This window comes from Acidisoma sp. S159 (assembly GCF_009766125.1).
Taxonomy (GTDB): Bacteria; Pseudomonadota; Alphaproteobacteria; order Acetobacterales; family Acetobacteraceae; genus Acidisoma.
In genome coordinates, this window is the sequence record NZ_LMUG01000104.1 from 27,934 (window position 1) to 49,223 (window position 21,290).

A 21,290-nucleotide genomic window follows, 5' to 3' on the forward strand; every position below is an offset into this window, starting at 1 on the left:
GTGGAGAACCTGGCCCATAGCGCTTCCTTCCACTCACGGGTAAAGAATGCACCATCAAAACCCGGGACGATACAACTAGGCCCAGATGGTCGCCTTGCTTCAGGGCGCGCTGCACCGTCTTCACGGAGCATTTGGCGCGGTTGGCCAGGTGGCATGGCTCGGCCAGGAAGCGCCGCTGTGGCCGCGGAAGGTCAGCAGCACGTCGCGCAGGTGGCGGGTCAGGTTTCCGGCGCGAAATTCCGCCCACACGCGGGCGGTCCATAGGCAGGGCGTAGGCATAGCCCGGGTGTTCCTCGATTGGGCCGAGGCCCGGGCGCGGCACCCATAATAGATGAGGCCTGGAGCGGCCCGGACAATGAACCGGTGCCGCACTTCCCGGGCATTCAATTGCGCTGCAGACGCCGGAACCCGGCCAAAGGGAGTAGAGAATCATGTCATCGTACACAAAATCCATGCGGACTTTTTTCGGAGTATCGATCTTTAATGCGGCTAAAGCGCGACGCGGCAGATCGTTGCGGAGGATTATGGGGCGTTCTGATGCGCGCGAGACGAATTTCCCGCGAACGGGACGAGCTTTGAGAAATGAGCGCCCGCACGGTTGCTGACATCGGCTTGTCCCGCGGCGATGCACAGATCGATGACTCTCGATCGTTTTGGGACCTGGGAGCCACCAAGGCTCCAAGCTCTTCTTGAAGAATTGGCCTTACCGGAGGCTGCCCTCGGGGCCGCTATTGAGCAAAACTTAGCCTGCAATACAAATGTACTGACGGAGGCGAAGGAATCACCGAACTGGTCGCATATGGCAGGGTATACGGATGGCCCCGGAAGCCTGCGCTGTCGCCAGTGAAATTTGCAGCGCTTCCTCAAGAGGGCCTAGGATTGCCAGGCAAGCGTTCCGCAATCAGCTACACGAGAGAGAAGGGGCTACACCTGTCGGTATTTCGACCCCTACCACTAGATGAACCGGCGCTCGATCTGGAGCGGCTGGCTCGGCTCCGGCAAGTGTTGGATACGGCCGATCTGGCGGGCGCCGTCTTCTTCGACCCCACCAATATTCGCTATGCGACGGGGACGTCCAACATGCAGGTCTACGGCCTGCACAATGCCTGCCGGTATGTTTTTGTGCCGACGAATGGTCCAGTGGTGCTGTTCGAATTTAGCGGTTGCGAGCACCTTGTCCTAGGCCATCCCGGGGTTGCTGAGATTCGCCCGGCCATTCCTTTCTACTATTTCGTCACCGGGCCACGCGTCCAAGAGAAAGCATCGGTCTGGGCGGCGGAGATCGCGGATTTGGTATCTCGTTATGGAGGTGCGCAGCGCCGCGTCGCTGTCGATCGGTTGGACCCGGTCGGCACTTGGGCCCTGCAGGCCTTGGGCATTGAGATCACGGATGGCCAGCAACTGATCAGTGAAGCCAAGAAAACAAAGCTGCCGCTCGAACTCGTTGCGATTCAGAATGCGATCGGTGTGTGCGAGGAGGGGATGCGGCGGATGCGGGCGGCGCTCGAACCAGGGATCACCGAACAGGCCCTTTGGTCGTGTTTGCATCAGACCAACATCGAACTCGGTGGTGAGTGGATCGAGACGCGCCTGCTCACATCAGGGCCGAGGACGAATCCATGGTACCAGGAGTGCAGCGCTCGGATCATAGAGGACGGCGATCTAGTCTCCTTCGACAGCGACCTTGTGGGACCGCATGGCTACGCCGCGGATATCTCGCGTTCCTGGATCGCGGGCGATCGGCCCGCAACGAGTGCACAGCGGCGACTTTACGCATTGGCGCATGAGCAGGTGCGGCGCAATATGGACTTGTTCCAGGTCGGTGCATCGTTCCGCGAGATCGCGGAGAAGGCATGGTTGCCACCCGAACCCTACCTCCAAAACACGCTGCCAGCCATTGCGCACGGCATAGGGCTGGTGAACGAATATCCGTTGATCCTGCAGGCACGGCACTTCCCTTCCGATGGCTATGATGGGTCGGTCGAGGCAGACATGGTTTTATGCGTGGAAAGCTATATTGGCGAACCCGGCGGAAGTGCGGGCGTTAAGCTCGAGCAACAGATCCGGGTAACACCGGATGGGCCGGAGCTGCTCTCCGGCTATCCGATGGAGATTGAGCTTCTTTAGTCTTCGACGAAATCTCACGTCGGCTTTTCGTCGCCACGGATAGCCTCTCGAGTCAGTTGCTCGCAGCGTGCTCAGCCTGCGAGCGGCGATTTTCCCTTGATGAGTAATGTCGCTCAGATAGACGCATACCTGCTCGGGTCTGGCTGGCCAAATCCTCCGGGGACTGCAGCAGCCGCCAGCGATGCGGCGTGATCCCCGTGTAGCGACGGAACACTGTCGTGAAATGCGCCTGATTTGCGAAGCCGACGCAATAGCCGACGTCGGATATTTTCGTCTCTGGCACCATGAGCAGCGCCTGCGCGCGTGCTATTCGCTGTCGGATGACATAGTCATGGGGACGAACTCCCATCCTAGCGCGAAACTGAGCTGCGAAATACATGCGGGTGAGGCCAGCGGCGTTTGCCAAATCCGTCAGTCTGATGGTGTCCGAAATGTGAGCGCGGACATATTCCTGGACCCGCCGCAGACGCCATGTTTGCAGCGCAAGCGGCGGGCTTCGCGACGCTGTAGAAGATCCGCTGCATTGGTCGTTGGCGAGGCTGGTCTCATCTTCGTTGGCGGCTGAAGGATCAGATTGCTCAGTCGCGGTGCTGGACGTTACCAAGGCTGCTTCCGCTGTTGCCTGCTCAGAATAGAATATGAAAGTTTTGTGCCTGTCTGAGTTCAGCAGAGCGATGATGTCGTTCAGGGTTAGAGTTTGGAAGCGTGTTGGTCGGGATGTGGTGGGGGTTGGAAGCATAGACCACAGACAGAGTTCGTGAAGTTCAACCGACTTTTCGTTGGATAGGTCGTCCATTGGAAACTCCTCTTCCGAATACGCAGAGGTCCAAGACGAAGCGACCGGTGGCAGTGCATCGATCGCTCCGTGTCCATGCGCGAATTACATCGACTTCGTATTCACCGCTTCGCTGATCAACTTCGAAATTTCCCGAAAACTCATTCCCGCTGATGCTGAAGCGAGATCACCGGCAGCAAGCTGCTTCGCGGCGAGGCGCAGATCACCCATGACCCTCGTGTAGAGCGATACGCCCAGGCTCACGCGCTTGACGCCGGCTTTTTGGAGTTCAGTCCAAGGTTCGACCCCAGCCATCGTTCCGACGACTATGTTGACCGGTTTCGGCGCTACGGCCCGAACGATCGCTTTGACCGCATCCATATCCGCAGGATAGGGCGCATAGAGGACATCCGCGCCGACTTCAGCAAAGGCCACGAGGCGCCTGATCGTGTCGTCTAGGTCTGGACGGCCTTGGAGGAAATTATCCGTGCGGCCGGTCAGCAGAATTCGCCCTCGCGCCACTTTCGCGGCTTCGCGCACGCGCTCGACGGCTTCGTCGAATGGCCGGATGGGAGCCGCAGGGTCGCCGCTGGTGTCTTCGATGCCGATCCCCGCCAGACCGGCGGCTATGGCTATCTCGACAGTCGCTGCAACGTCAGCCGAGGTCGTGCCGTAGCCATCCTCGAAATCGCCATTGATCGGGAGGTCGGTAAGTCTACCGAGAAGTTCGGCATTGGCGATATGCTCTTCCCGGGGAATGGTGTGACGGCCATCGAGCCTCCCTAGCGCGGACGCAATTGCGGCGGAGGACGTTCCGATCGCCTCGAAACCCGCCGCTTTCAGCAGCAATGCCGAGGTGCCGTCCCATGCGTTTGGCATGATGAAACCGCCTTTTTGCTCGTGAAGAGCGCGGAATCGTTCATATTGCTCGGATTGCGGTTTCATGTCGTGAGACCTCAGCTTCCTGTCGTGACTAGCCTTGCGTCGCCGCCACGACGGTGGTGCCGGGGCGGCCGCTGAATAGGCACATATCACAGGTGTTTATGGGCGGATCTTCAAGCGCGGTCGATTTGCCGTAATGGTGCGACATCGCAGAACCTCACCTAGCTCCACATTACCGGATGCGGGCAATATGGCGTGGCCTCGGAGTGGGTCGATCCGCTCGGTGGGCGGCGCCAAGCCGCGCTATACTGGCGCCTCCAATACAACCAGCGCATTGTCTCGATCAAGCTTTGTTCTGGCGGGTGCTCTTGTTGGTGTCGGCCGGACGTGTAGAGGAGCATGACTTTTGTCGCCGCCGGGAAAATGGACGTTTGGACGCCTTCGCCGCAGAGGGAGATTGCAATTCAGTATCGGGTAAGCCGATGTCGGTGTTACGCTTATCCTGACGACGGAGAGCGTGGGTCCGACTTAGATGAAGCGACATCTTGCGGAAGAAATTCGGATCGCGCGCCTTGCACTCGCCAAACTTGACACGGGTTTAGCCCGTGCCCACGACGCGGCGCCACTATTTGCATGGCGAGTGAAGGAACGCGGCTTCGCCGGCCTCGTTCGCCTGGTGCTCGAGCAACAGGTATCGATCGCTTCGGCCTTGGCGATTTGGCAGCGACTTGAGGCCGGTTTGGGTCAGGTTACCGCCGAGGTCGCGCTGCGTCACGACGTCGAACAACTCAAGCGGTACGGCCTCTCCGGCCCAAAGGCACGCTACGTCCTGGCAATCGCCGAAGCTGAGCGAGAAGGGCGCCTCAACTTTGACTTGCTGAAAGACTTGAACGATCGCGATGCGACCGCGCATTTAGTGGCGGTGAAGGGTGTCGGCCGCTGGACAGCCGAGGTCTACCTCATGGGCTGCGAAGGACGGACCGATGTCTTTCCGGCCGGAGATCTGGCGCTCCAAGAGGGAGTGAGGCTGGCCGATGGGGCGACAGTCAGAATGACGGAAAAGGCGCTCTATGCCCGAGCCGAGGCTTGGCGACCCTACCGGGGTGTCGCGGCCTTGTTGCTGTGGAGCTACTATGCGCAGTCAAGAAAGCCCACGGGTTCCAGCAGAAAAGCTGTTGGTGCGGTTACGGCTGCGAAGCGCTCTCCGCGAGTGGACTTAGCCTAGTGCCGTGACTTCGGAGCGCTTGCCGCAGGTCTAGCGCTTGCGCGGGGCAATGGGTAAGCCACATTCGCCGGCCAAATTGGCCCTACCACGATCCGCCGCCCTTGTGCTATCGGTCCTCGCAACGCTGAGCACCAGCGAAGAGCGAGGGGGGGAAGGGACGCAGGATGAGAGGTCTTGTTTTCGTCGGCAGCCGCGAGGTGGATCTCCAAATCTTCCCCGATCCGAGCCCAGGCCCGAAGGATGTCGTAATCGAGATGAAGGCCTCGGGGATGTGCGGCAGCGACCTGAAGCTTTACCGCACGCCGAAGGGCGAGGATCCCGGTTTCGGATTGAAGCTTGCTGGCCCGATCGTCGGCGGCCATGAGCCTTGCGGCATCGTCGTCGCCGTGGGCAGCGCCGTCGATCCACGGCAAGCAAAGGCGGGCGACCGGGTGATGGTTCACCATGCCCAGGGCTGCGAGACCTGCCGGAATTGCCGCGGAGGATGGCCCCAAATGTGCGATAACGGGGTTGAGGATATTTACGGCATCACGACCCACGGCTCCCATTCCGATTATTTCAGAGCGACTGCCGCCAATATCGTGAAACTGCCAGACGAGCTTTCCTTCGTGACAGGGGCGGCGCTGGCCTGTGGCACGGGCACTGCCTATGGCGCGCTGCGGCGGCTTGAGGCGACGGGCCGCGATACAATTGCAGTTGTCGGGCAGGGTCCGGTCGGACTGTCGGCGACGATGATCGCGGCCTCGATGGGAGTGCGGGTGATTGCGCTGGATATCAGCCCGGAGCGTCTTTCGCGTGCGAAGGATTTCGGCGCTGCCTTCGTTATCAATCCGGCTCAGGAAGATGCACCAGCCGTCATCAAGGACCTTACGCATGGCCTTGGCACGGAGCTCGCTCTCGATACCTCGGGCTCCCCTCCGGGGCGGCTACTTGCGGTGCGGAGTACCGGCGCTTGGGGGCGAACCTGCTTCCTGGGTGAAGGAAACGAGATGACCGTTGACGTAAGTTCCGACCTTCTGCGCAAGCAGCGGACGCTGATGGGAAGCTGGTCATTCTCGGTCATGGGGCTTGGCGATCTCGCGCGCATGGTGGTCGAGAAGAATTTGCCCGTGGAAAGCCTGTTTACCGATCGATGGAAGCTGGAACAGGGAAACGAGGCCTATTCCGTATTCGATACTCAAACGCATGGAAAAGGCGTTTTCCTCATGTAAGCGGGCGACCGCATCCGTTGACAAAAGATCAGGCTCGTTTATGGTAGGACCACTTTGGTTAACCGAGAGAGAGAGCTTTCGGAGGCCAGAGATGGGCGGCTGGGGCAGAGAAATGCCGGGAACCGAATTGCAAATCGCGGATATTGAGGCCTTCCCGCTTTCAGTGAGGGTCGAGAACGGTGCGCGACTCTCGATCGGCACCGCTGTCAAGCGCGATACGGTCGTCGTGCGTGTCAGAACGGAATGCGGTCTTGTGGGATATGGCGAGTCACATCATGCGCGCTCCGCGGGAATAGTCGCTCAGATCGTCAACACCACGCTCAGAGACCTCATATTGCCCGCCTCGGCGGCAGATGTCGTCGATATCTGGTCCGGGATTTATAACTGGCAGTTGCGTAGTCACGGTCTGGGAGCGGCCGCGGTTATGGCCATGAGCGGCATCGACATGGCGCTGTGGGATATCAGGGCGAAGGCGATCGGGTGGCCGCTGTACAAGCTGCTCGGAGGAAAGCGAAAGCGGATCAAGGCCTATGCCGGCGGTGTCGCGCTGGGATGGCAGGAACCCGAACGTCTCGTCGATGAAGTCGCAGTTCAGGTCGAGCTTGGCTTCAAAGCCGTAAAGCTCCGCGTGGGTGATACGCCGCGGCGAGACGCGGAGCGGGTTGCCGCCGTGCGCAAAGCCTTCGGCAGCGACCTGCGAATCATGGTCGACGCGAATACCGGCTATACCCTCGAGGACGTTCGCGCCGTCATGCCCGCTTTCGAGGATCTGGCGGTTTATTGGCTCGAAGAGCCGTTTCCTCCGCACGATCATAAGCGCTACCTCGCTGCCGCCAGCCTTGGAAAATTGGCCCTCGCGGCCGGAGAAAATCACTACACAAGGTTCGAGTTCACGCGCATGGTGGAAGATGGCGCGGTCGCCTTCCTTCAGCCGGACCTTTCGAAAACTGGCGGCATCACCGAAGGGTTGAGAATCGCTGCGATGGCTTCCGCATGGAAGCTGCCGATCTGTCCACACTCGTCTCTGACCGGACTCAACATGGCAGCCTCGATCCATTTTCTCATGGCGATCGACAATGCCGGCTATTTTGAGGCGGACGTCTCTGGCAATCCATTCCGCGAGGGGATCACCGGGCGGGCGTTCTCACTATCGGAAGACGGGACGGTTGAGCTCGGAGATGAACCCGGCATCGGACTTCCGGTCGATGAGGATTTCCTCAAAGCCCACCCATTCATTCCCGGCAATAGCTTCGTCTGAATTGGAATGCGCGACATGTACACCAAGCTTCATCTCCTCATCGGCGGCCGCGGGATCTCTGCGGAGGAACGTGACGGAGAGGAGGTCGTCAATCCCGCGACTGGACAGTCACTCGGCACCCTACCGCACGCCACGCCAGCGGATCTCGACGAGGCGCTCGAGCATTCGCTGAAGGGCTTCACGCGCTGGCGGGACACGTCGCCTTTCGATCGCGCGATAATTATGCGGCGTGCCTGCGATCTCATCAGGGACCGCAGCGCTCGGATCGCACGTATACTGACACTCGAACAAGGCAAGCCTCTCCAGGAGTCGGTCGGTGAGTTGACCCTATCTGTCGATACTGTCGATTGGCTCGCGGATGAAGGCCGCCGAACCTATGGGCGTCTAATCCCAAGCCGGGTTCGGCACGGGCGGGTCATGGTGGTTCAGGAGGCGATTGGCCCGGTTGCGGCCTTCACGCCCTGGAATTTTCCGGCCCTTACCATCATGCGAAAGATCGGCGGCGCGTTGGCAGCCGGGTGTTCGATCATTCTCAAACCTTCCGAGGAAACACCCGGGACCGCGATTGAAATCGCGGAAGCGTTTCATGAGGCGGGTGTTCCGACGGATACCTTGCAGGTCGTATTCGGCGTTCCGGATCGCGTGTCCCGCCATCTCCTGGCCTCTGACACGGTCCGCAAGGTCTCTTTTACCGGTTCCGTTCCGGTCGGCATCCACCTGAGCAAGCTGGCGGCGGACACAATGAAGCGGGTCACGATGGAACTGGGCGGGCATGCGCCGGTTCTCATCTTCCCCGACGCTGATCTCGATCTGGCGGTCCGGCTGTCGGCCGCGGCAAAGTTTCGAAATGCAGGGCAGGTTTGCGTGACTCCAACGCGGTTCCTCGTGCATGACACGGTTCATGATGCTTTTGTCGAAAAGCTCACGGCCTTCGCGTCGAAGATCCGCCTCGGCGACGGGCTACAGGCGGAGACCACCATGGGGCCGCTTGCCAATGCACGGCGCGTCGATGCCATGCAGAATTTCGTGGCTGATGCCCGCACGCGCGGCGCGGAGATTACTCTGGGTGGCGAGCGGTCTGGCAATGAAGGTTTCTACTTTCAGCCGACGGTCGTCTCCGGGCTCGATGACGCCGCCAAACTCATGCACGAAGAGCCGTTCGGGCCAATCGCGCCGGTGAGCCGCTTCCACGATCTCGACGAGGTCATCGGCCGCGCCAATTCGCTGAAGGTTGGCTTGTCGGCTTATGCCTTCACGCAGTCCGACTTTACGGCGCGCGCTGTCGGCGATCGGCTGGAGGCCGGGATGGTCGCGATCAACAACGTCACGGTCTCCCTACCGGAAGCACCGTTTGGCGGGATAAAATATAGTGGTGACGGCCACGAGGGCGGGATCGAGGGCGTTGAGGTTTATATGACGAAGAAGCTCATCGTTCATAACTGACACGAGCCGGACAAAGCGCGTGAAGCGATTAAGGGGAAATGACCATGGATCTCGGGCTCTTCATGATGCCTTTGCATCCGCCACAGAGACCGGTGAGCGAGACGTATAAGGAAGATTCGGACAAAATCATTCTTGCCGATCAGCTAGGCTTTTCCGAAGCTTGGGTTGGGCAGCATTTCACTTGCACCACCGAGCCAATCGCCTCTCCTCTGATGTTCATGGCGGCGCTCATCAACCAGACGCGGCAGATCAAGTTCGGCACGGGGGTTATCAACCTACCTTGCCACAACCCGGCTGTCGTGGCCGCTGAACTCGCGCAATTCGACCACATGAGCAGTGGGCGCCTCATGTTCGGGATCGGGCCGGGCTCCCTCGCGACAGACTTCGCGCTTTTCAAGATGACGAATCCGAAGGAGCGTGAGGAGCGGCTGTTAGAGAGCGTCGAGACGATCCAGAAGATCTGGACCCAGGATCCACCTTACCGGATTGAGGGAAAATACTATTCCGTCCTCGTCGAGGACAATATTCATCCGCATCTCGGCACTGGGTATATGCCGAAACCTTTTCAACATCCGATGCCGCCGATCGCTATGTCTGTCATGAGTCCAAACTCAGGGACAGCAAAGAAAGCGGCCATGCGTGGCTGGTCGATGATGTCCGCCAATTTTGTCACGAGCTATATCGTTGGCACGCATTGGCAGAAATATCTCGAGGGCTGCGATGAAGCCAAAAAGCAGCCGCGCCCGGGGGACTGGCGTGTGGCGCGCAACGTGCTCGTCGCGCGAACGGATGAGGAGGCGCGCGAGTTCCTGTTCGATCCGCGTTGCAGTCAGCGTTTCTATTTCGACTATCTTTGGCAGGCTCTAAGCCTCGCGAACTACACGGTCATCCTCAAAGCCGATCCAAAGATGCTGGATGAGGATGTGACGATCGACATGCTGCTGCAGGATCTTGTCATCTATGGCAGCCCGAAGACCGTCGCCGAGAAGCTTGTCGCACTCCGGGAATCCGTTGGACCCTTCGACAATCTGATGCTGGCACTGACCGACTGGGAAGGCGTCAACCGCAAGCGTGAGGAGGACAGCATGCGTCTTCTGGCGAAGGAGGTCATGCCGCTTCTCGAAAAGGCGCGAATCCCGCAGGTCGCCTGAGGTTCGTGGAGTGGCATAGCCCATGCAAGGTCGAGCCGGTCGGGAGGTCACGATAAATAGCCTGTTCCGCCGGTTTTCGTTCGGGCATGTGGCTTTGGCTGCAGCCGCGCTCGGCGCCTTTGTCGTCTGTTGCTTCTGGATTCCCCAGATCGCGAGCCCCTCCAACATCAGCGAGGTGCTGCGTCAGATTGCGGTGCCGGGCCTCATTGCGATCGGGGTGACTTTCGTCGTGATTTGCGGTCGTCTCGATCTGTCGGTGGGGTCGTTGCTTTCGCTTTGTGCTGTCGTTGCGGTTCATGTGCAGAATGCGGCGGGTCCCGTCGCGGCCGTCGCCGCGACGATCGCGGTTGGCGTGGTCGCCGGATGCGTCAATGGCACCCTCGTCGCGGTGCTGAGGCTGAACTCGCTCATCGCCACTTTGGGGACGCTGTCCCTGCTTCACGGCATTGCGCTGATCTACACGGCTGGACAAAACTGGCCAGTCAACCATCCCGAGACCAGCGGGTTCGCAATCTTTGGCCGGGATTACCTGGGTCCCATTCCGGTTCCGGTCCTGATTCTGGCGGTCTTCGCTGTTCTGCTGTGGATTCTGTTGACCCGCACTACCTTTGGTCGGCGGGTCTTTGCTGTCGGCGGCAATGAGACGGCGAGCAGGTTTTCGTCGATCAATTCGACGGCGACCATCTTTACCAGCTATCTTCTATCCGGCGCGATGACCGCGGTCGCCGCGATCGTCTTTGCCTCTCGCGTTATGACCGCGCGGAACGATTCCGGCACTGGTTACGAAATCGCTGTGCTGTCAGGCATAATCTTAGGCGGAACGAGTCTTATCGGCGGTTCCGGCGGCATCGGGCGGACGATCATCGGCATCATAATTCTCGGCTTCGTGCAGAACATCCTCGTTCTCCTCGGACTGCCCTACTTCACGCAATGGCTGGTGACCTGGGTTGTCATCATTGTCGCGGTGTGGGGTGACGTCGCGCGGCAGCGCGGGAGCGTCTTCGCATGACGGGTCTTGCGCGGGAGATCTCGAAGCAGGCGCCTCGGCATGCGGACGAAACATCCGATTTCGCGACAAAGGCCAGAGCGGTTCGACTTTGGCTCGTGCGCAATCCCTTCTGGTTTGTGGGGTTGGTGCTGATTGCCGTATTCGCCTCAAAAAGCCAACACTTCCTAACAACATTCAACTTCGGCGATATCGGGTTCCAGGCCGCTTTGTCCGGCTTCCTCGCAATCGGTCTCACGCCCGTCATTATCAGTGGGAATATCGACCTGACGGTCGGATCCGTCGTCGCACTCTCAGCTTGCTTGGCTGTGGGCCTTCAGGGTTATGGATTGGTGTTGGCGATAATGGCGGCGCTTGCGGCAGGAGCGGGGATAGGGCTGCTCAATGGCGTGCTTGTCGAGCGGCTGGGGATCAGTTCATTCATCGTCACTCTCGGCGGGATGATAGGTGTGCGGGGTCTGGCTTTCCTCTATGCAGGCGACACCTCGCTCGCTTCCACGGATGATCGCTTCGCGGACTACATTGGCTGGTCCTACGGCCCGATCTCAGTGACGATTATCCTCTTTGTCTTATGTGCCATCGGCATCGGCTGGATGCTGCGCTACACGCGGCATGGCCGAAATACCTACGCGATCGGAGGAAGCCGAACCGCGAGCCTGGAGGCCGGCGTTCCGGTCTCGCGACATGTAATCATAAACTTCGTCATATCCGGACTGATGGCTGCGATCTGCGGTGTCGCGATGGCCGCCTATCTCAGCGCTGCCACGCCCAGCTATGGAACGAATTATGAGCTCTGGGCTGTGATCTCGGTCGTCCTGGGGGGCACTCGGCTGCGGGGAGGGACGGGAGGAGTAACAGGCACGGTTATTGCCATTGCCGTGCTGGCGATTCTCCAGAACGGCCTGAACATGACCAATGTCTCGCCGTTCTATATACCGGTCATCATGGGTGGGGCGTTGATCGTGGCGCTCGTGATCGACCGAAGAGCCCGCGGCCGAGCGGAAGAGTAAGTACACAAAAGCAAACGTTATAAAGGGAGGATTGCGACAATGCGGATACAAATCTTGGCGGCGGCGGCGTTCATGCTTGGGCTCGCAACGGCAGCGCATGCTGCGGATCCGGACTGGTTGAAGTCCCCGAGGAAGCCGTTGGGCGAGATTACAGTCGGCTTTGCCAATCTCGGGCCTGGCGTCAATGCTTATTCCGCCACCTATACCAAGGTGTTCAATCAATATGCCAAGGAACTCGGGATCAAAACCGTGGTTCTGGATTCGCAGGCGGATGCGGCGAAGCAAGCCAGTCAGATCACCGACCTGATCGCGCAGCAAGTCGACTCAATGGTGGTCTGGCCTGTGAACGGAAAAGGCGTGGTCCCCTTTGTGAAGCGGGCCTATCAGGCGGGAATACCCGTCATCATTACGAATTCCAACATCGATCCTTCGGGCGCTAAATATATTACGGCTTATACGGGGCCCGACGACTATCATGAGGCCAACCTCGCCGGAAAGATGATGGTCGACGCGCTGCACGGTCAGGGCAATGTGGTGATGCTTAACGGCATTCCCGGCTATACGGTGACGCAGCTTCGGATCAACGGCTTCACCGATGCCGTCAAAGATCATCCGGGCATCAAGATCATTGATTCACAGCCCGCCTATTTCTCGCAGGAGAAGGCGCAAACTTTGATGGAAAACTATATCACGCATTATGGCAATAAGATCGATGGTGTCTTCTCGGTCGACTCCGGCGTGGGCGCGGGTGCGCTCAGCGCGGTGCAGGCGGCGGAAGCCGAGGGCAAGCTGAAGAAAGGTCACGTGCAGATGGTTGATGCGACGATCTTCGGGGGTGTTTACGACGCCATCAAGGCAGGGTCCTACTACGGTTCGGTGGTGCAGTCGCCGGAGGATGACGCGAAGACCGCCCTGCGCACGGCCGTCATGGCGGCTGAAGGAATGAGCGTGCCGAAGGAGGTGTTTCTTCCGATGCCGATCGTCACGAGTGCGACCATTGGCAATGTCGCCCGGCCGAGCTTCTAGGAAGGGGCTGCAGGGTCGCTCACGGTTAGCACATGAACGCCCCGGAAAGTTCTTCGCGCAGCTCGTCGCCCAACGCCGAAGGCGACGGCGTGGTGATGCGGGTCGAGGGTATCAGGAAAAACTTCCCGGGCGTGGTTGCGCTCAATGGCGTGAGCTTCGACCTTCGGGCGGGCGAGGTTCACGCTCTCTGTGGGGAAAACGGGGCGGGCAAGTCGACCCTGATGAAGATCCTCGCGGGCAGCCAGGCGCCGGATACGGGGGTGCTCCTGTTCAAGGGGCGCCCTGTGGTGCTGGCGAGCCCGCTTGAGGCCAAGGAGAAAGGGATCCTGCTGATCCATCAGGAGATCTCGCTTGTCCCGGAACTCTCGGTTGCGGAGAATCTTTTCCTCGGAAGTTTGCCGCTGCTCTCCTTTGGTCGTGTCGATAGAAAGACTCTTTTGCGGCGGGCGAAAGAGGTGCTCGAGAGCAATGATGTCGGGGTGTCGCCAAAGGCGATTGCCGGCGAGCTATCCATCGCGAAGCAGCAGATGGTGGAGATCGCCCGTGCCTCCGCGTTTCAATGCCAGGTTGTGATCTTCGACGAGCCGACAGCATCGCTTACCGAAACGGAAACGGAGGCTCTCTTCGAGACGATTCAGAGACTGCGGCACCAGGGCGTCGCCATTGCCTATATTTCGCATAAGATGAAGGAGATTTTCCGCGTATCGGATCGCGTCACCGTTCTTCGCGATGGCGAGGTTCGCGGAACGCTACAAACTCGTGAGACGAACGAAGATGAAGTGACGCGGTTGATGATCGGGCGCACGCTGGATCGCTATTTCCATCGTGCGAAGCGACGCCTTGGGGCGGAGGTGTTGCGTGTTGAAAACCTGTCCGTTACTGGCTTCGCGCGGAATGTCAGTTTCTCATTGCGAGCGGGTGAGATCTTAGGACTCTACGGTCTGGTCGGCGCCGGCCGATCCGAAACGGCCGAGGCCATCTTTGGCCTCCGCACAAAAACCTCAGGCGAAATTTTTGTTAATGGGCGCGAAGTAAAAGTTCGATCAGCGAAGGATGCCTTGCGGCTTGGATTGGGCCTCGTGCCCGAGGATCGAAAAAAGCAGGGCTTAGTCCTCACTATGGGTAGCCGGCAAAACACAGGCTTGGCGTTGCTTCGCCAGATAAGCAAATTCGGCTTCGTCGCGAATGAGCGTGAGGAGACGATCTATCAGAGCTATCGAAAAAAGCTCGATATTCGATCCGCTACCTCAAGCGCTAAGGTTGGGACGTTGAGTGGCGGCAACCAACAGAAAATCGTTTTGGCGAAATGGCTCGCAACGAAGCCGAAACTGCTGATATTGGATGAGCCTACGCGCGGCATCGATGTTGGCGCAAAGACCGAGGTGCATTCTCTCATTTCGGACTTGGCTGAGCAGGGACTCGCGGTGCTCCTCATCTCATCCGAAATGCCTGAGATCATGGGGCTCAGTCACCGGATTCTGACCATGCAACAGGGGATTGTCACCGGCGAGTTTGACGCTGAGTCGGTGACCGAGGAGGAGTTGGTGGTTGCCATCATGCACCGATCAACGATTGAAGCGGGCGTGGTAACTGAGCCAGAGAGGATTTGAGTCTTGGAAATGGACAGCGACGAGCAGGAGCGCGTTACGGGGGCCGTGCTGTCGCTGATCGAGCATCGCCGATACGAGCCCGGTGATCGTCTTCCATCCGAACGCGAACTGGCTGAGCGTTTTTCAGTCGGACGTGGCGCGCTGAGGGAAACGCTCGCAAAGCTTGAGAATATGCGGCTGATCGAACGACGGAAGAATTCCGGTGTCTTCCTCACGCGATCGCCTCACATGACCAGCCTCGAGACGCTTGTGCTCTACAGCGATTTGGGCTTGCCGCAAGACAAGCGCGTAAATGCGGAGTGCGTGGAAGTCAGAACAATCATCGAGGTACAGGCCATACGACTCGCCTGCGAAAGACGAAGCGAAGAGGACATCACCAAATTAAAGCAAACCAATAGTGCTTTCTCTGAGACATCCGCAGGGCCGCTTATCACCTCGGCTCTGGACTACGAATTCCATATCGACATTTTCCGCGCGACCCAAAACGCTGTGCTGCTTCGGCTGGTTACCCCATTCTATATGATATCGCGAACCCGGCGTGAGCTGTTCTTCGCCGAACCTGCGCGGTGCCGGGCATCGCATAAGCAGCATGTGGGCATGGTGAAGGCAATAGAGGAACGGGATGCCGATCGGGCGGAAGCGCTGATGGTCAAGCATATCGGGCGGGTCGAGCGGTATTTTGACTCCGTGCCGGGGTGATGCATTGCGCGAAGGCGGGAGCTTCGGTTCCCGCCTTCGCCTCACGTCCTATTCGGCCGCGATCTGTTGCTCTTGCGCCACGCGTCCTTGGAACGGTTTGTGGAACTGGCCATCCTTCATGATCGCGAGAAGCGCGTGCCGGTCCTGCAAAAGGCTGAGGTCGAGTAGGGGGTTTCCGTCGACTAGCAGGATGTCCGCCAGATAACCGTCGGCGATCCGGCCCATCTTCTCGCCCGACTTGCCGACCCAGGCTTCCCCGCCATAGGCCGTCGCCGCACGCAACGCTTCCCATGGCTCGAAGCCAAACAGGTTGACGAAGTGCTCCAGGTCCCGGGCCTCAGTGCCGTGGGGGAGCCACGCAAACCCGTAGTCTCCGAAAGGCAGCACTTTGATGCCGGCCTTGTGCATCTTGATCATCACCTTGATGCCTTCTTCGAGCTCCCGCTTGTTGCCGATCATCTCGGCGACATCAGTGGTGATTCCCCAGTCCTTGGCCTCATAGGTCGTATTGTAGCGGGCGGCGATGGCGGGCGAGATGTAGTGCTTGTCCTTGACGCGCTCCAGCATCCCGATCGTCTCATCGGTCGCGAAGCTGGCATGGAAGATGAATTCAACGCCGTGCTTGATGCATTGCCGAACCGAGCTGTCGGCGTGGGCATGCGCCGCGAGTCGCTTGCCGATATTATTTGCCGTTTCGCAGATTGCAGCGACTTCCGCATCAGTCATCGGATTGTCGTATGCCGCCATCCGTGGATAGCAGAAACTATCGCCCGAGTTGTTGAACTTGATGACGTCGACACCTTCGCGGATGAGCATACGCACCGTCTTGCGGAATTCCTCCGGTCCGTCGCAGATGATCGAGATCGAGGGATGCTTGGCGTCAAGCTGGTTATCATCCGCCAGACCACCCGTTACCGTCAGCTCCGGGGAGCCTGCCAGCATCCGCGGACCTGGAATGCGGCCTTTATTGATTTCATTGCGGATCACAATATCGAGCCGAGGCTTGGCGGATGCGGCGCCGATGAGGGCCGTGAAGCCCATGTCCAGGTTGAGTTTCGCAGTATGCATGCAGAGCAGCACATGCTCCTCAACCGGGAGATTGGTCAGCTCGGCAACAGACGTGCCGTTGTTGTAGGTTGGATGAGCATGGCTATTGACCATGCCTGGCATAAGCGTGGCGCCCCCCGCATCGACAACCTGGGCGCCTTCGCGCGGCAGTGTCTCGCCGGGTTTGGCGACGGAGTGGATGCGGTTGCCTTGCACCAGTACTTCGCCTGGAACCAGCGTCTTGCCGGTTCCCTCAAAAATCATCGTGTTGGTAAATAGCGTTCTCGCCATTTTCGTTTTCTCCCCATGGTTCTAATCGTCGTTCTCTCGTCGATCAGCGCCTCGCCAGTTCTGGAATGCCCAAAGTGATGCAGCCTGCGATCTTGCTCCGCAGACGCTCGGGCAGCGTGTTCGGCGATAGGATACCATCCGTGCTTTGGGCATAGGTCGTCGCGGCAGCGAGCAACGCCGATGTGTCGCCGGGCTCAAGCCCGCCAAAACGGATCACGGCTTTGCCGGGCTCGCGGAACGCGGCGGCGCAGGGATTGGGACAGGTGTTGAGGCATTCCACCATGCGCACGGCAATCGCCTTGTCCTGCGCGGCCGCCGCCTTGACGATTCGCGCGAGGCGCAAGCCGGGCGTGGTTTCATCCGCGCGGGGTGGCGCGTAGCGGTTGCAGGTCGTGCAAATGAAGATGCGGCACACGGCAGGCTAAGCCGCTTTGGCGGAACGCTGCCGTGAGTAGAAGAGAGTCATTGCGTAGTTCACCTGCTTTGCCCGCTCGATGGTCGCCCAATGACCACAGCCATCCAGAACGCGGAGGTCGGCGCCCGCTATGTCAGCCGCGAGCGCCTTGGCCGTGTCCGGCGGCGCGGTTCGGTCCTGGTCGCCGGTCAGCAGAAGTGTCGGGCACCGGATCGCTGAAAGATCGGCGCGATTGAGCGCGGAAAGGGCCTCGCAGGCTCGCGCATAGCCCTCAGCGGGCTGCCCCATGATGCTTTCGCGAACATAGGCTGTGGCTGAAGGGTGATTCACCTTGGTGTCGTCCGATGTGCCGGCCGCGACGATGGCATCCGCGATGGCGGCCATCCCCTCGGCTCGCACCTTCGCGGCGCGGTCGCGCAGGGCGTTGCGTGCGGCCGGCGGCGGCTCAGGAAACCCGCCGACCAGAACGAGGCTCGCCACGCGGTCGGCATGAAGTGCTGCGTAATGCTGACAAATGATGGTCCCGAGGGAATGGCCGGCGAGATGCACACGACCGCCGCCCGCCTGTTCCACCACCTCATTGAGGTCGGTGACGAAGCTCTCGATCGTCACTTTGTCACGCACGGGTGTCCGGCCGGAGCCGGGCAGGTCATATGCGACCAGACGAAGATCGCGCTTCAAGATTTGCGCCTGAGGATACCAAGTATTCGTGCTTCCACCGAGTCCATGCACGAAGATCAGCAACTCGCCCTGGCCGCCAAATTCCTCGACAAAACGATCCTTGTTTTTCTGGCTCATGACCGGCACTCCTCTACTTCGCGTCCATCAGGGTGCGCTTGGAGTCTGTGGATTCCACCTGCGCTCGGCGCACTACGTTACGCAGCTTTCCGATTCTGGAGATCTCCACCTCCACCACATCGCCTTCCGCCAGGAAACGCGGCGGGTCGAAGCCGATTCCGACACCTTCGGGCGTGCCGGTTGCGATGATATCTCCTGGGCAAAGCGTGACGCTCCGCGAAATCGTTTCGATCAAGTAAGGCACATCGAAGATCAGGTCCGCTGTCGAAGAATTCTGCCGCAGTTCGCCATTGACGCGGCAGGTCACGCGCAGGTCGCTGCCGTCGATCTCGTCGGCCGTCACGATCCACGGACCCATGGGACCGAAGCCGTCGATCCCTTTGCCGAGGAACCATTGCTTATGCTGGCGTTGTAGATCGCGCGCCGTCACATCGTTGATGATGGTGTAGCCGAAGACGTGAGACAGGGCGTCGGCGCGCGAGATCGCGCGACCGCCTTTGCCGATCACGACGGCAAGCTCGGCCTCGTAATCCACCGCGGCGTCGGTTCCTGGCCACAAGGGAATGTCGTCGGTCGGTCCCGAGATGGAGCCGGACGGTTTCGTGAAGATGATCGGATAGTCGGGGATCGCGTCGGCGGCCGTCGAGCCCGCGTCAAACCCGCTTTTGCTGAACTCATGCGCGTGCGCGCGATAGTTCTTGCCGACGCACATGATGTTGTGCGGTGGTGCCGGGATCGGCGCCAATATACGGGCGCTGTCCAGGCTATGACCGGGGGTCTCGGGCATGTCCATCCCGGACAGATGCGAGAGGTGGGTGATCGCCACGACCATGTCCTGCGCAACCCGGTCCGGGAGCCCAGGAATGACGTCATCCAGTGGCCAGTAATAGCTGCCGGCGGGATCGACCACCGCCACCATAGGACGGCCCTTGTGAAGGATCGTCGCGAGCTTCATATGTGATCCAATCTAGACCAATTCTTAATTTTTCTGCTCCCAATCGAGAACCAAGTTGCAGTATATGGGTCCGGTGTGTCAAGGCCGTGCCATGAGTTCCGACTCAATCGATTCAATGCCGAACAATCGCGACAGCAGGCCCGCGCGGGGCGACGCCGATGCTCTGCGCAAACTTTTGGGCCGTGAAATCGGCTCTACCCGCTGGCGTATCGGGGACAAGCTCCCGACTGAGCGTGAGCTTGGCGATACCTACGGCGTCGCCCGCAATACGGTGCGCCGCGCGCTACAGGTCCTCGAACAAGAGAAGTTGATCATCCGGCACGTCGGGCGTGGCACTTTCAAGGCCGGTGATGCCATCTCGGCAGAGGCGGCCTTCCTCCCCAGCGCCGACTCGCTAAGTCCTGCCGGTGTCGTCGAATGCCGCCTCATCTTCGAGCCAGAACTCGCTCCTTTGGCGGTGGCGCGGGCGACACAGGTGGATCTTGACCGGCTGGCGCATTGCCTGCGTGGCGGAAACGCCGCGACGAGTGTCGAGGATTTCGAGCACTGGGACGGCGCGCTGCACGAGGCGATCGCCCTGGCCACCCACAACCAAACCATCGTTGCGATGGCCCGGGCGCTGGCCGTTGTGCGGACCCGCGGCGAGTGGGGCCAGCTCAAAGCCCGGAGCATGACGACCGAGCACCGGGAAGCACTTCAGGCCCAGCATGGGGCCATCGTCGCCAGTCTCAGTGATCGCGACCGGGATGCGGCGCGGATGCGGCTTCGCGACCACATCCTCTATGTGCGGCGGTACATGTTCGGCGAGTAGACGGCTCCGCTTGACAATCCGTCAGGTCTAAGCCAACCAAATTGGTGCAGGTTGGCACTCATTGGTAATGTCGGCCATTAGTCCTCGGAGAAGGATGATCACATGCGCATCGGCTTCATCGGTCTCGGTTTGATGGGGACGCCCATCGTCCTCAATCTGATGCGTGGCGGGTTCGAGGTGGTGGTCTGGAACCGCACGAAATCCAAGGCGGCGAGCGTCTTGGCAGCGGGCGCGGGGTGGGCGGAAAATATCGGCGAACTTGCCCTAAGCGCCGATGTGGTCATGACCATGGTCACAGATGCCGCGGCATCCGAAGCCGTGATCTGCGGCAAGGATGGCGTTCTCGACAAAGCGAAGCCGGGGACGATCCTGATCGACATGGGATCGATCGCACCCGAAATGTCGCGTTCAATCGGGCTCCGCGCTCAGGCGCGGGACATCGCGATGCTGGATGCCCCGGTCACCGGCAATCCGAAAGTCGCGGAAGCCGGAAAGCTCGGCATCATGGTGGGGGGTGAGAAAGAGGCCGTCGATCGCGTGCGGCCAATCCTTGAGGCGATCTCAGCGCTGATCGTTTATGCGGGCCCGTCGGGCGCGGGCTCCACCCTCAAGCTCGTCAACAACCTGATCCTGGGTGTCGCCATTCAGGCCGTGGCGGAAGCGCTTGTGCTAGCGCGAAAGGCGGGCATCGATCCCGACTGCGTGAGACAAATCACGAGTGTCGGAGGGGCGCGAACGGGCGCCATGGAGACGCGGGGCCCAAGGATGATCGCAAATGACTTCTCGCCGCATTTTACGGCAGACAATATGCACAAGGATCTGTCCACGGCCCTCAGGCTCGCCGATGCCGTGGGCGCCGCCGCACCGGCAGCCTCGGCCGCGCTGGAAATCCTTCGTGCGGCGCGCGCGCAGGGCAAGGGCGACCGGGATTCGGCTGTCGTCTATAGTATTGTCGAGCAGCTTTCCGGACTGATCACACCATAACGCGGCGCCTGATGTCGCTGCGGCAGAAAGTACGGCGGGCTCGTCAGCGAGAATATCGAGCGGGCTGAGTATTCGTACCATCACGCGGACCTGAAAGTACTGCCTTCGAGGCAAGTGCCGGCGACCAAAAGATTCCAGAGATCGGGGTGCCCGGCGGGAAGCGGATCGCTGTCTTCTCGACTGAAGAGTCGGGCGGCCCGCTCCTTCTGTTCTGCGCGCGCTTCATCGTTAATCGGTTCCGTCCTCGCCACGCGTCGCGAAGCGACTTTTAAGGGAGGAGCAATGGCCAGTGACGCGGCCTGGTGATCCGCGGCCGCAGGATGAGATGCGTTCTCCGGCTCGCCTTGGTCGATAGTCGCCGGGGGCTGCAATGCAAATGGCACCAGTTCGAGCGTTTTCTCGGAACTGTCCATATTGGTGCTTATTCGATACACCTTGCCGTTCAGGACGCCAAAATATCGAGTGGATTGTTCATGGACTTGGCCGCTCACGGTCATTGTCTCCTTCGTTGCGGACATGGCGAGTGATCTGACTGGCATCGGGAAGTTGTGCGACTAATTCAGCAG

General features: G+C 59.9%; 20 protein-coding genes. 13 read left to right on the forward strand and 7 right to left on the reverse strand.

What is annotated here, in order from left to right:
• Positions 1-879 precede the first annotated feature (879 nt).
• A complete protein-coding gene (locus tag GSQ92_RS29320) occupies positions 880-2,127 on the forward strand; it encodes a Xaa-Pro peptidase family protein (protein WP_216857038.1) in 1,248 nt (415 codons plus the stop codon).
• 52 nt (positions 2,128-2,179) lie between these two features.
• Here GSQ92_RS29320 and GSQ92_RS29325 read toward each other — a convergent pair whose 3' ends face one another.
• Together GSQ92_RS29325 and GSQ92_RS29330 are read right to left on the reverse strand one after the other, a co-directional pair.
• Positions 2,180-2,923, reverse strand: coding sequence for a helix-turn-helix transcriptional regulator (locus GSQ92_RS29325; RefSeq protein WP_159014868.1), 744 nt, complete (start codon positions 2,921-2,923; stop codon positions 2,180-2,182).
• An 84-nt stretch (positions 2,924-3,007) separates the two neighbouring features.
• On the reverse strand, positions 3,008-3,847 hold the full coding sequence (locus GSQ92_RS29330; protein WP_159014869.1) for an isocitrate lyase/phosphoenolpyruvate mutase family protein: 840 nt from the start codon (positions 3,845-3,847) through the stop codon (positions 3,008-3,010).
• A 469-nt stretch (positions 3,848-4,316) separates the two neighbouring features.
• On the opposite strand from GSQ92_RS29330, the gene GSQ92_RS29335 reads away from it, so the two are divergent.
• The 10 genes from GSQ92_RS29335 to GSQ92_RS29385 all read left to right on the forward strand — a co-directional run bounded on the left by GSQ92_RS29335 (position 4,317) and on the right by GSQ92_RS29385 (position 15,423).
• Complete coding sequence (locus GSQ92_RS29335; protein WP_159014870.1) at positions 4,317-5,009, forward strand: DNA-3-methyladenine glycosylase; 693 nt, start codon at positions 4,317-4,319, stop codon at positions 5,007-5,009.
• Between the two features lie 164 nt (positions 5,010-5,173).
• Positions 5,174-6,220 carry a zinc-binding dehydrogenase gene (locus tag GSQ92_RS29340; protein ID WP_159014871.1) on the forward strand — a complete coding sequence of 349 codons (1,047 nt, stop codon included), beginning with the start codon at positions 5,174-5,176 and terminating at the stop codon, positions 6,218-6,220.
• A gap of 91 nt (positions 6,221-6,311) precedes the next feature.
• Entirely contained in the window at positions 6,312-7,478 is a 1,167-nt protein-coding gene (locus GSQ92_RS29345) for a mandelate racemase/muconate lactonizing enzyme family protein (protein WP_254066746.1), read from the forward strand.
• A 15-nt stretch (positions 7,479-7,493) separates the two neighbouring features.
• On the forward strand, positions 7,494-8,921 hold the full coding sequence (locus GSQ92_RS29355) for an NAD-dependent succinate-semialdehyde dehydrogenase (protein ID WP_159014872.1): 1,428 nt from the start codon (positions 7,494-7,496) through the stop codon (positions 8,919-8,921).
• A gap of 44 nt (positions 8,922-8,965) precedes the next feature.
• Positions 8,966-10,072: an LLM class flavin-dependent oxidoreductase gene (locus tag GSQ92_RS29360; RefSeq protein ID WP_159014873.1), complete on the forward strand. Its 1,107-nt coding sequence runs from the start codon at positions 8,966-8,968 to the stop codon at positions 10,070-10,072.
• Positions 10,073-10,094: 22 nt separating this feature from the next.
• Positions 10,095-11,081, forward strand: coding sequence for an ABC transporter permease (locus tag GSQ92_RS29365; RefSeq protein ID WP_159014874.1), 987 nt, complete (start codon positions 10,095-10,097; stop codon positions 11,079-11,081).
• Positions 11,078-12,088, forward strand: coding sequence for an ABC transporter permease (locus GSQ92_RS29370; RefSeq protein WP_159014875.1), 1,011 nt, complete (start codon positions 11,078-11,080; stop codon positions 12,086-12,088). The genes GSQ92_RS29365 and GSQ92_RS29370 overlap by 4 nt, the downstream gene beginning before the upstream one ends.
• A 54-nt stretch (positions 12,089-12,142) precedes the next feature.
• A complete protein-coding gene (locus tag GSQ92_RS29375; protein ID WP_159014876.1) occupies positions 12,143-13,114 on the forward strand; it encodes a sugar ABC transporter substrate-binding protein in 972 nt (323 codons plus the stop codon).
• Positions 13,115-13,209: 95 nt separating this feature from the next.
• Entirely contained in the window at positions 13,210-14,724 is a 1,515-nt protein-coding gene (locus GSQ92_RS29380) for a sugar ABC transporter ATP-binding protein (RefSeq protein ID WP_254066749.1), read from the forward strand.
• 9 nt (positions 14,725-14,733) lie between these two features.
• The gene (locus tag GSQ92_RS29385) at positions 14,734-15,423 is read left to right on the forward strand and encodes a FadR/GntR family transcriptional regulator (protein WP_254066750.1); all 690 of its coding nucleotides are present in this window, start codon (positions 14,734-14,736) and stop codon (positions 15,421-15,423) included.
• Between the two features lie 48 nt (positions 15,424-15,471).
• On the opposite strand, the gene GSQ92_RS29390 is transcribed toward GSQ92_RS29385, so the two are convergent.
• Genes GSQ92_RS29390 through GSQ92_RS29405 form a run of 4 tightly spaced genes read right to left on the reverse strand, consistent with a single transcriptional unit; the run spans position 15,472 to position 18,929 of the window.
• Positions 15,472-16,761 carry an amidohydrolase family protein gene (locus GSQ92_RS29390; RefSeq protein ID WP_159014879.1) on the reverse strand — a complete coding sequence of 430 codons (1,290 nt, stop codon included), beginning with the start codon at positions 16,759-16,761 and terminating at the stop codon, positions 15,472-15,474.
• A gap of 43 nt (positions 16,762-16,804) precedes the next feature.
• Positions 16,805-17,176, reverse strand: a complete 372-nt coding sequence (locus tag GSQ92_RS29395; RefSeq protein ID WP_158801481.1) for a DUF1636 family protein — start codon at positions 17,174-17,176, stop codon at positions 16,805-16,807.
• 6 nt (positions 17,177-17,182) lie between these two features.
• Positions 17,183-17,974: an alpha/beta fold hydrolase gene (locus GSQ92_RS29400; RefSeq protein ID WP_158801482.1), complete on the reverse strand. Its 792-nt coding sequence runs from the start codon at positions 17,972-17,974 to the stop codon at positions 17,183-17,185.
• A 13-nt stretch (positions 17,975-17,987) separates the two neighbouring features.
• A complete protein-coding gene (locus GSQ92_RS29405; RefSeq protein ID WP_159014880.1) occupies positions 17,988-18,929 on the reverse strand; it encodes a fumarylacetoacetate hydrolase family protein in 942 nt (313 codons plus the stop codon).
• A 91-nt stretch (positions 18,930-19,020) separates the two neighbouring features.
• Between GSQ92_RS29405 and GSQ92_RS29410 the strand changes: the two genes are divergently transcribed.
• Entirely contained in the window at positions 19,021-19,740 is a 720-nt protein-coding gene (locus tag GSQ92_RS29410) for a FadR/GntR family transcriptional regulator (protein ID WP_254066747.1), read from the forward strand.
• Positions 19,741-19,842: 102 nt separating this feature from the next.
• Positions 19,843-20,724 carry an NAD(P)-dependent oxidoreductase gene (locus GSQ92_RS29415; RefSeq protein WP_159014882.1) on the forward strand — a complete coding sequence of 294 codons (882 nt, stop codon included), beginning with the start codon at positions 19,843-19,845 and terminating at the stop codon, positions 20,722-20,724.
• An 80-nt stretch (positions 20,725-20,804) separates the two neighbouring features.
• Here GSQ92_RS29415 and GSQ92_RS29420 read toward each other — a convergent pair whose 3' ends face one another.
• Positions 20,805-21,215 carry a hypothetical protein gene (locus tag GSQ92_RS29420; protein ID WP_158801485.1) on the reverse strand — a complete coding sequence of 137 codons (411 nt, stop codon included), beginning with the start codon at positions 21,213-21,215 and terminating at the stop codon, positions 20,805-20,807.
• Between the last annotated feature and the right edge of the window lie 75 nt (positions 21,216-21,290).

Coding starts and splice junctions, on each gene's coding strand:
- GSQ92_RS29325 (WP_159014868.1), bottom strand. CDS start 2,923: ATGGACGACCTATCCAACGAAAAGTCGGTTGAACTTCACGAACTCTGT.
- GSQ92_RS29405 (WP_159014880.1), bottom strand. CDS start 18,929: ATGAAGCTCGCGACGATCCTTCACAAGGGCCGTCCTATGGTGGCGGTG.
- GSQ92_RS29355 (WP_159014872.1), top strand. CDS start 7,494: ATGTACACCAAGCTTCATCTCCTCATCGGCGGCCGCGGGATCTCTGCG.
- GSQ92_RS29335 (WP_159014870.1), top strand. CDS start 4,317: ATGAAGCGACATCTTGCGGAAGAAATTCGGATCGCGCGCCTTGCACTC.
- GSQ92_RS29345 (WP_254066746.1), top strand. CDS start 6,312: ATGGGCGGCTGGGGCAGAGAAATGCCGGGAACCGAATTGCAAATCGCG.
- GSQ92_RS29340 (WP_159014871.1), top strand. CDS start 5,174: ATGAGAGGTCTTGTTTTCGTCGGCAGCCGCGAGGTGGATCTCCAAATC.
- GSQ92_RS29410 (WP_254066747.1), top strand. CDS start 19,021: ATGAGTTCCGACTCAATCGATTCAATGCCGAACAATCGCGACAGCAGG.
- GSQ92_RS29365 (WP_159014874.1), top strand. CDS start 10,095: ATGCAAGGTCGAGCCGGTCGGGAGGTCACGATAAATAGCCTGTTCCGC.
- GSQ92_RS29380 (WP_254066749.1), top strand. CDS start 13,210: ATGCGGGTCGAGGGTATCAGGAAAAACTTCCCGGGCGTGGTTGCGCTC.
- GSQ92_RS29370 (WP_159014875.1), top strand. CDS start 11,078: ATGACGGGTCTTGCGCGGGAGATCTCGAAGCAGGCGCCTCGGCATGCG.
- GSQ92_RS29400 (WP_158801482.1), bottom strand. CDS start 17,974: ATGAGCCAGAAAAACAAGGATCGTTTTGTCGAGGAATTTGGCGGCCAG.
- GSQ92_RS29360 (WP_159014873.1), top strand. CDS start 8,966: ATGGATCTCGGGCTCTTCATGATGCCTTTGCATCCGCCACAGAGACCG.
- GSQ92_RS29390 (WP_159014879.1), bottom strand. CDS start 16,761: ATGGCGAGAACGCTATTTACCAACACGATGATTTTTGAGGGAACCGGC.
- GSQ92_RS29385 (WP_254066750.1), top strand. CDS start 14,734: ATGGACAGCGACGAGCAGGAGCGCGTTACGGGGGCCGTGCTGTCGCTG.
- GSQ92_RS29415 (WP_159014882.1), top strand. CDS start 19,843: ATGCGCATCGGCTTCATCGGTCTCGGTTTGATGGGGACGCCCATCGTC.
- GSQ92_RS29330 (WP_159014869.1), bottom strand. CDS start 3,847: ATGAAACCGCAATCCGAGCAATATGAACGATTCCGCGCTCTTCACGAG.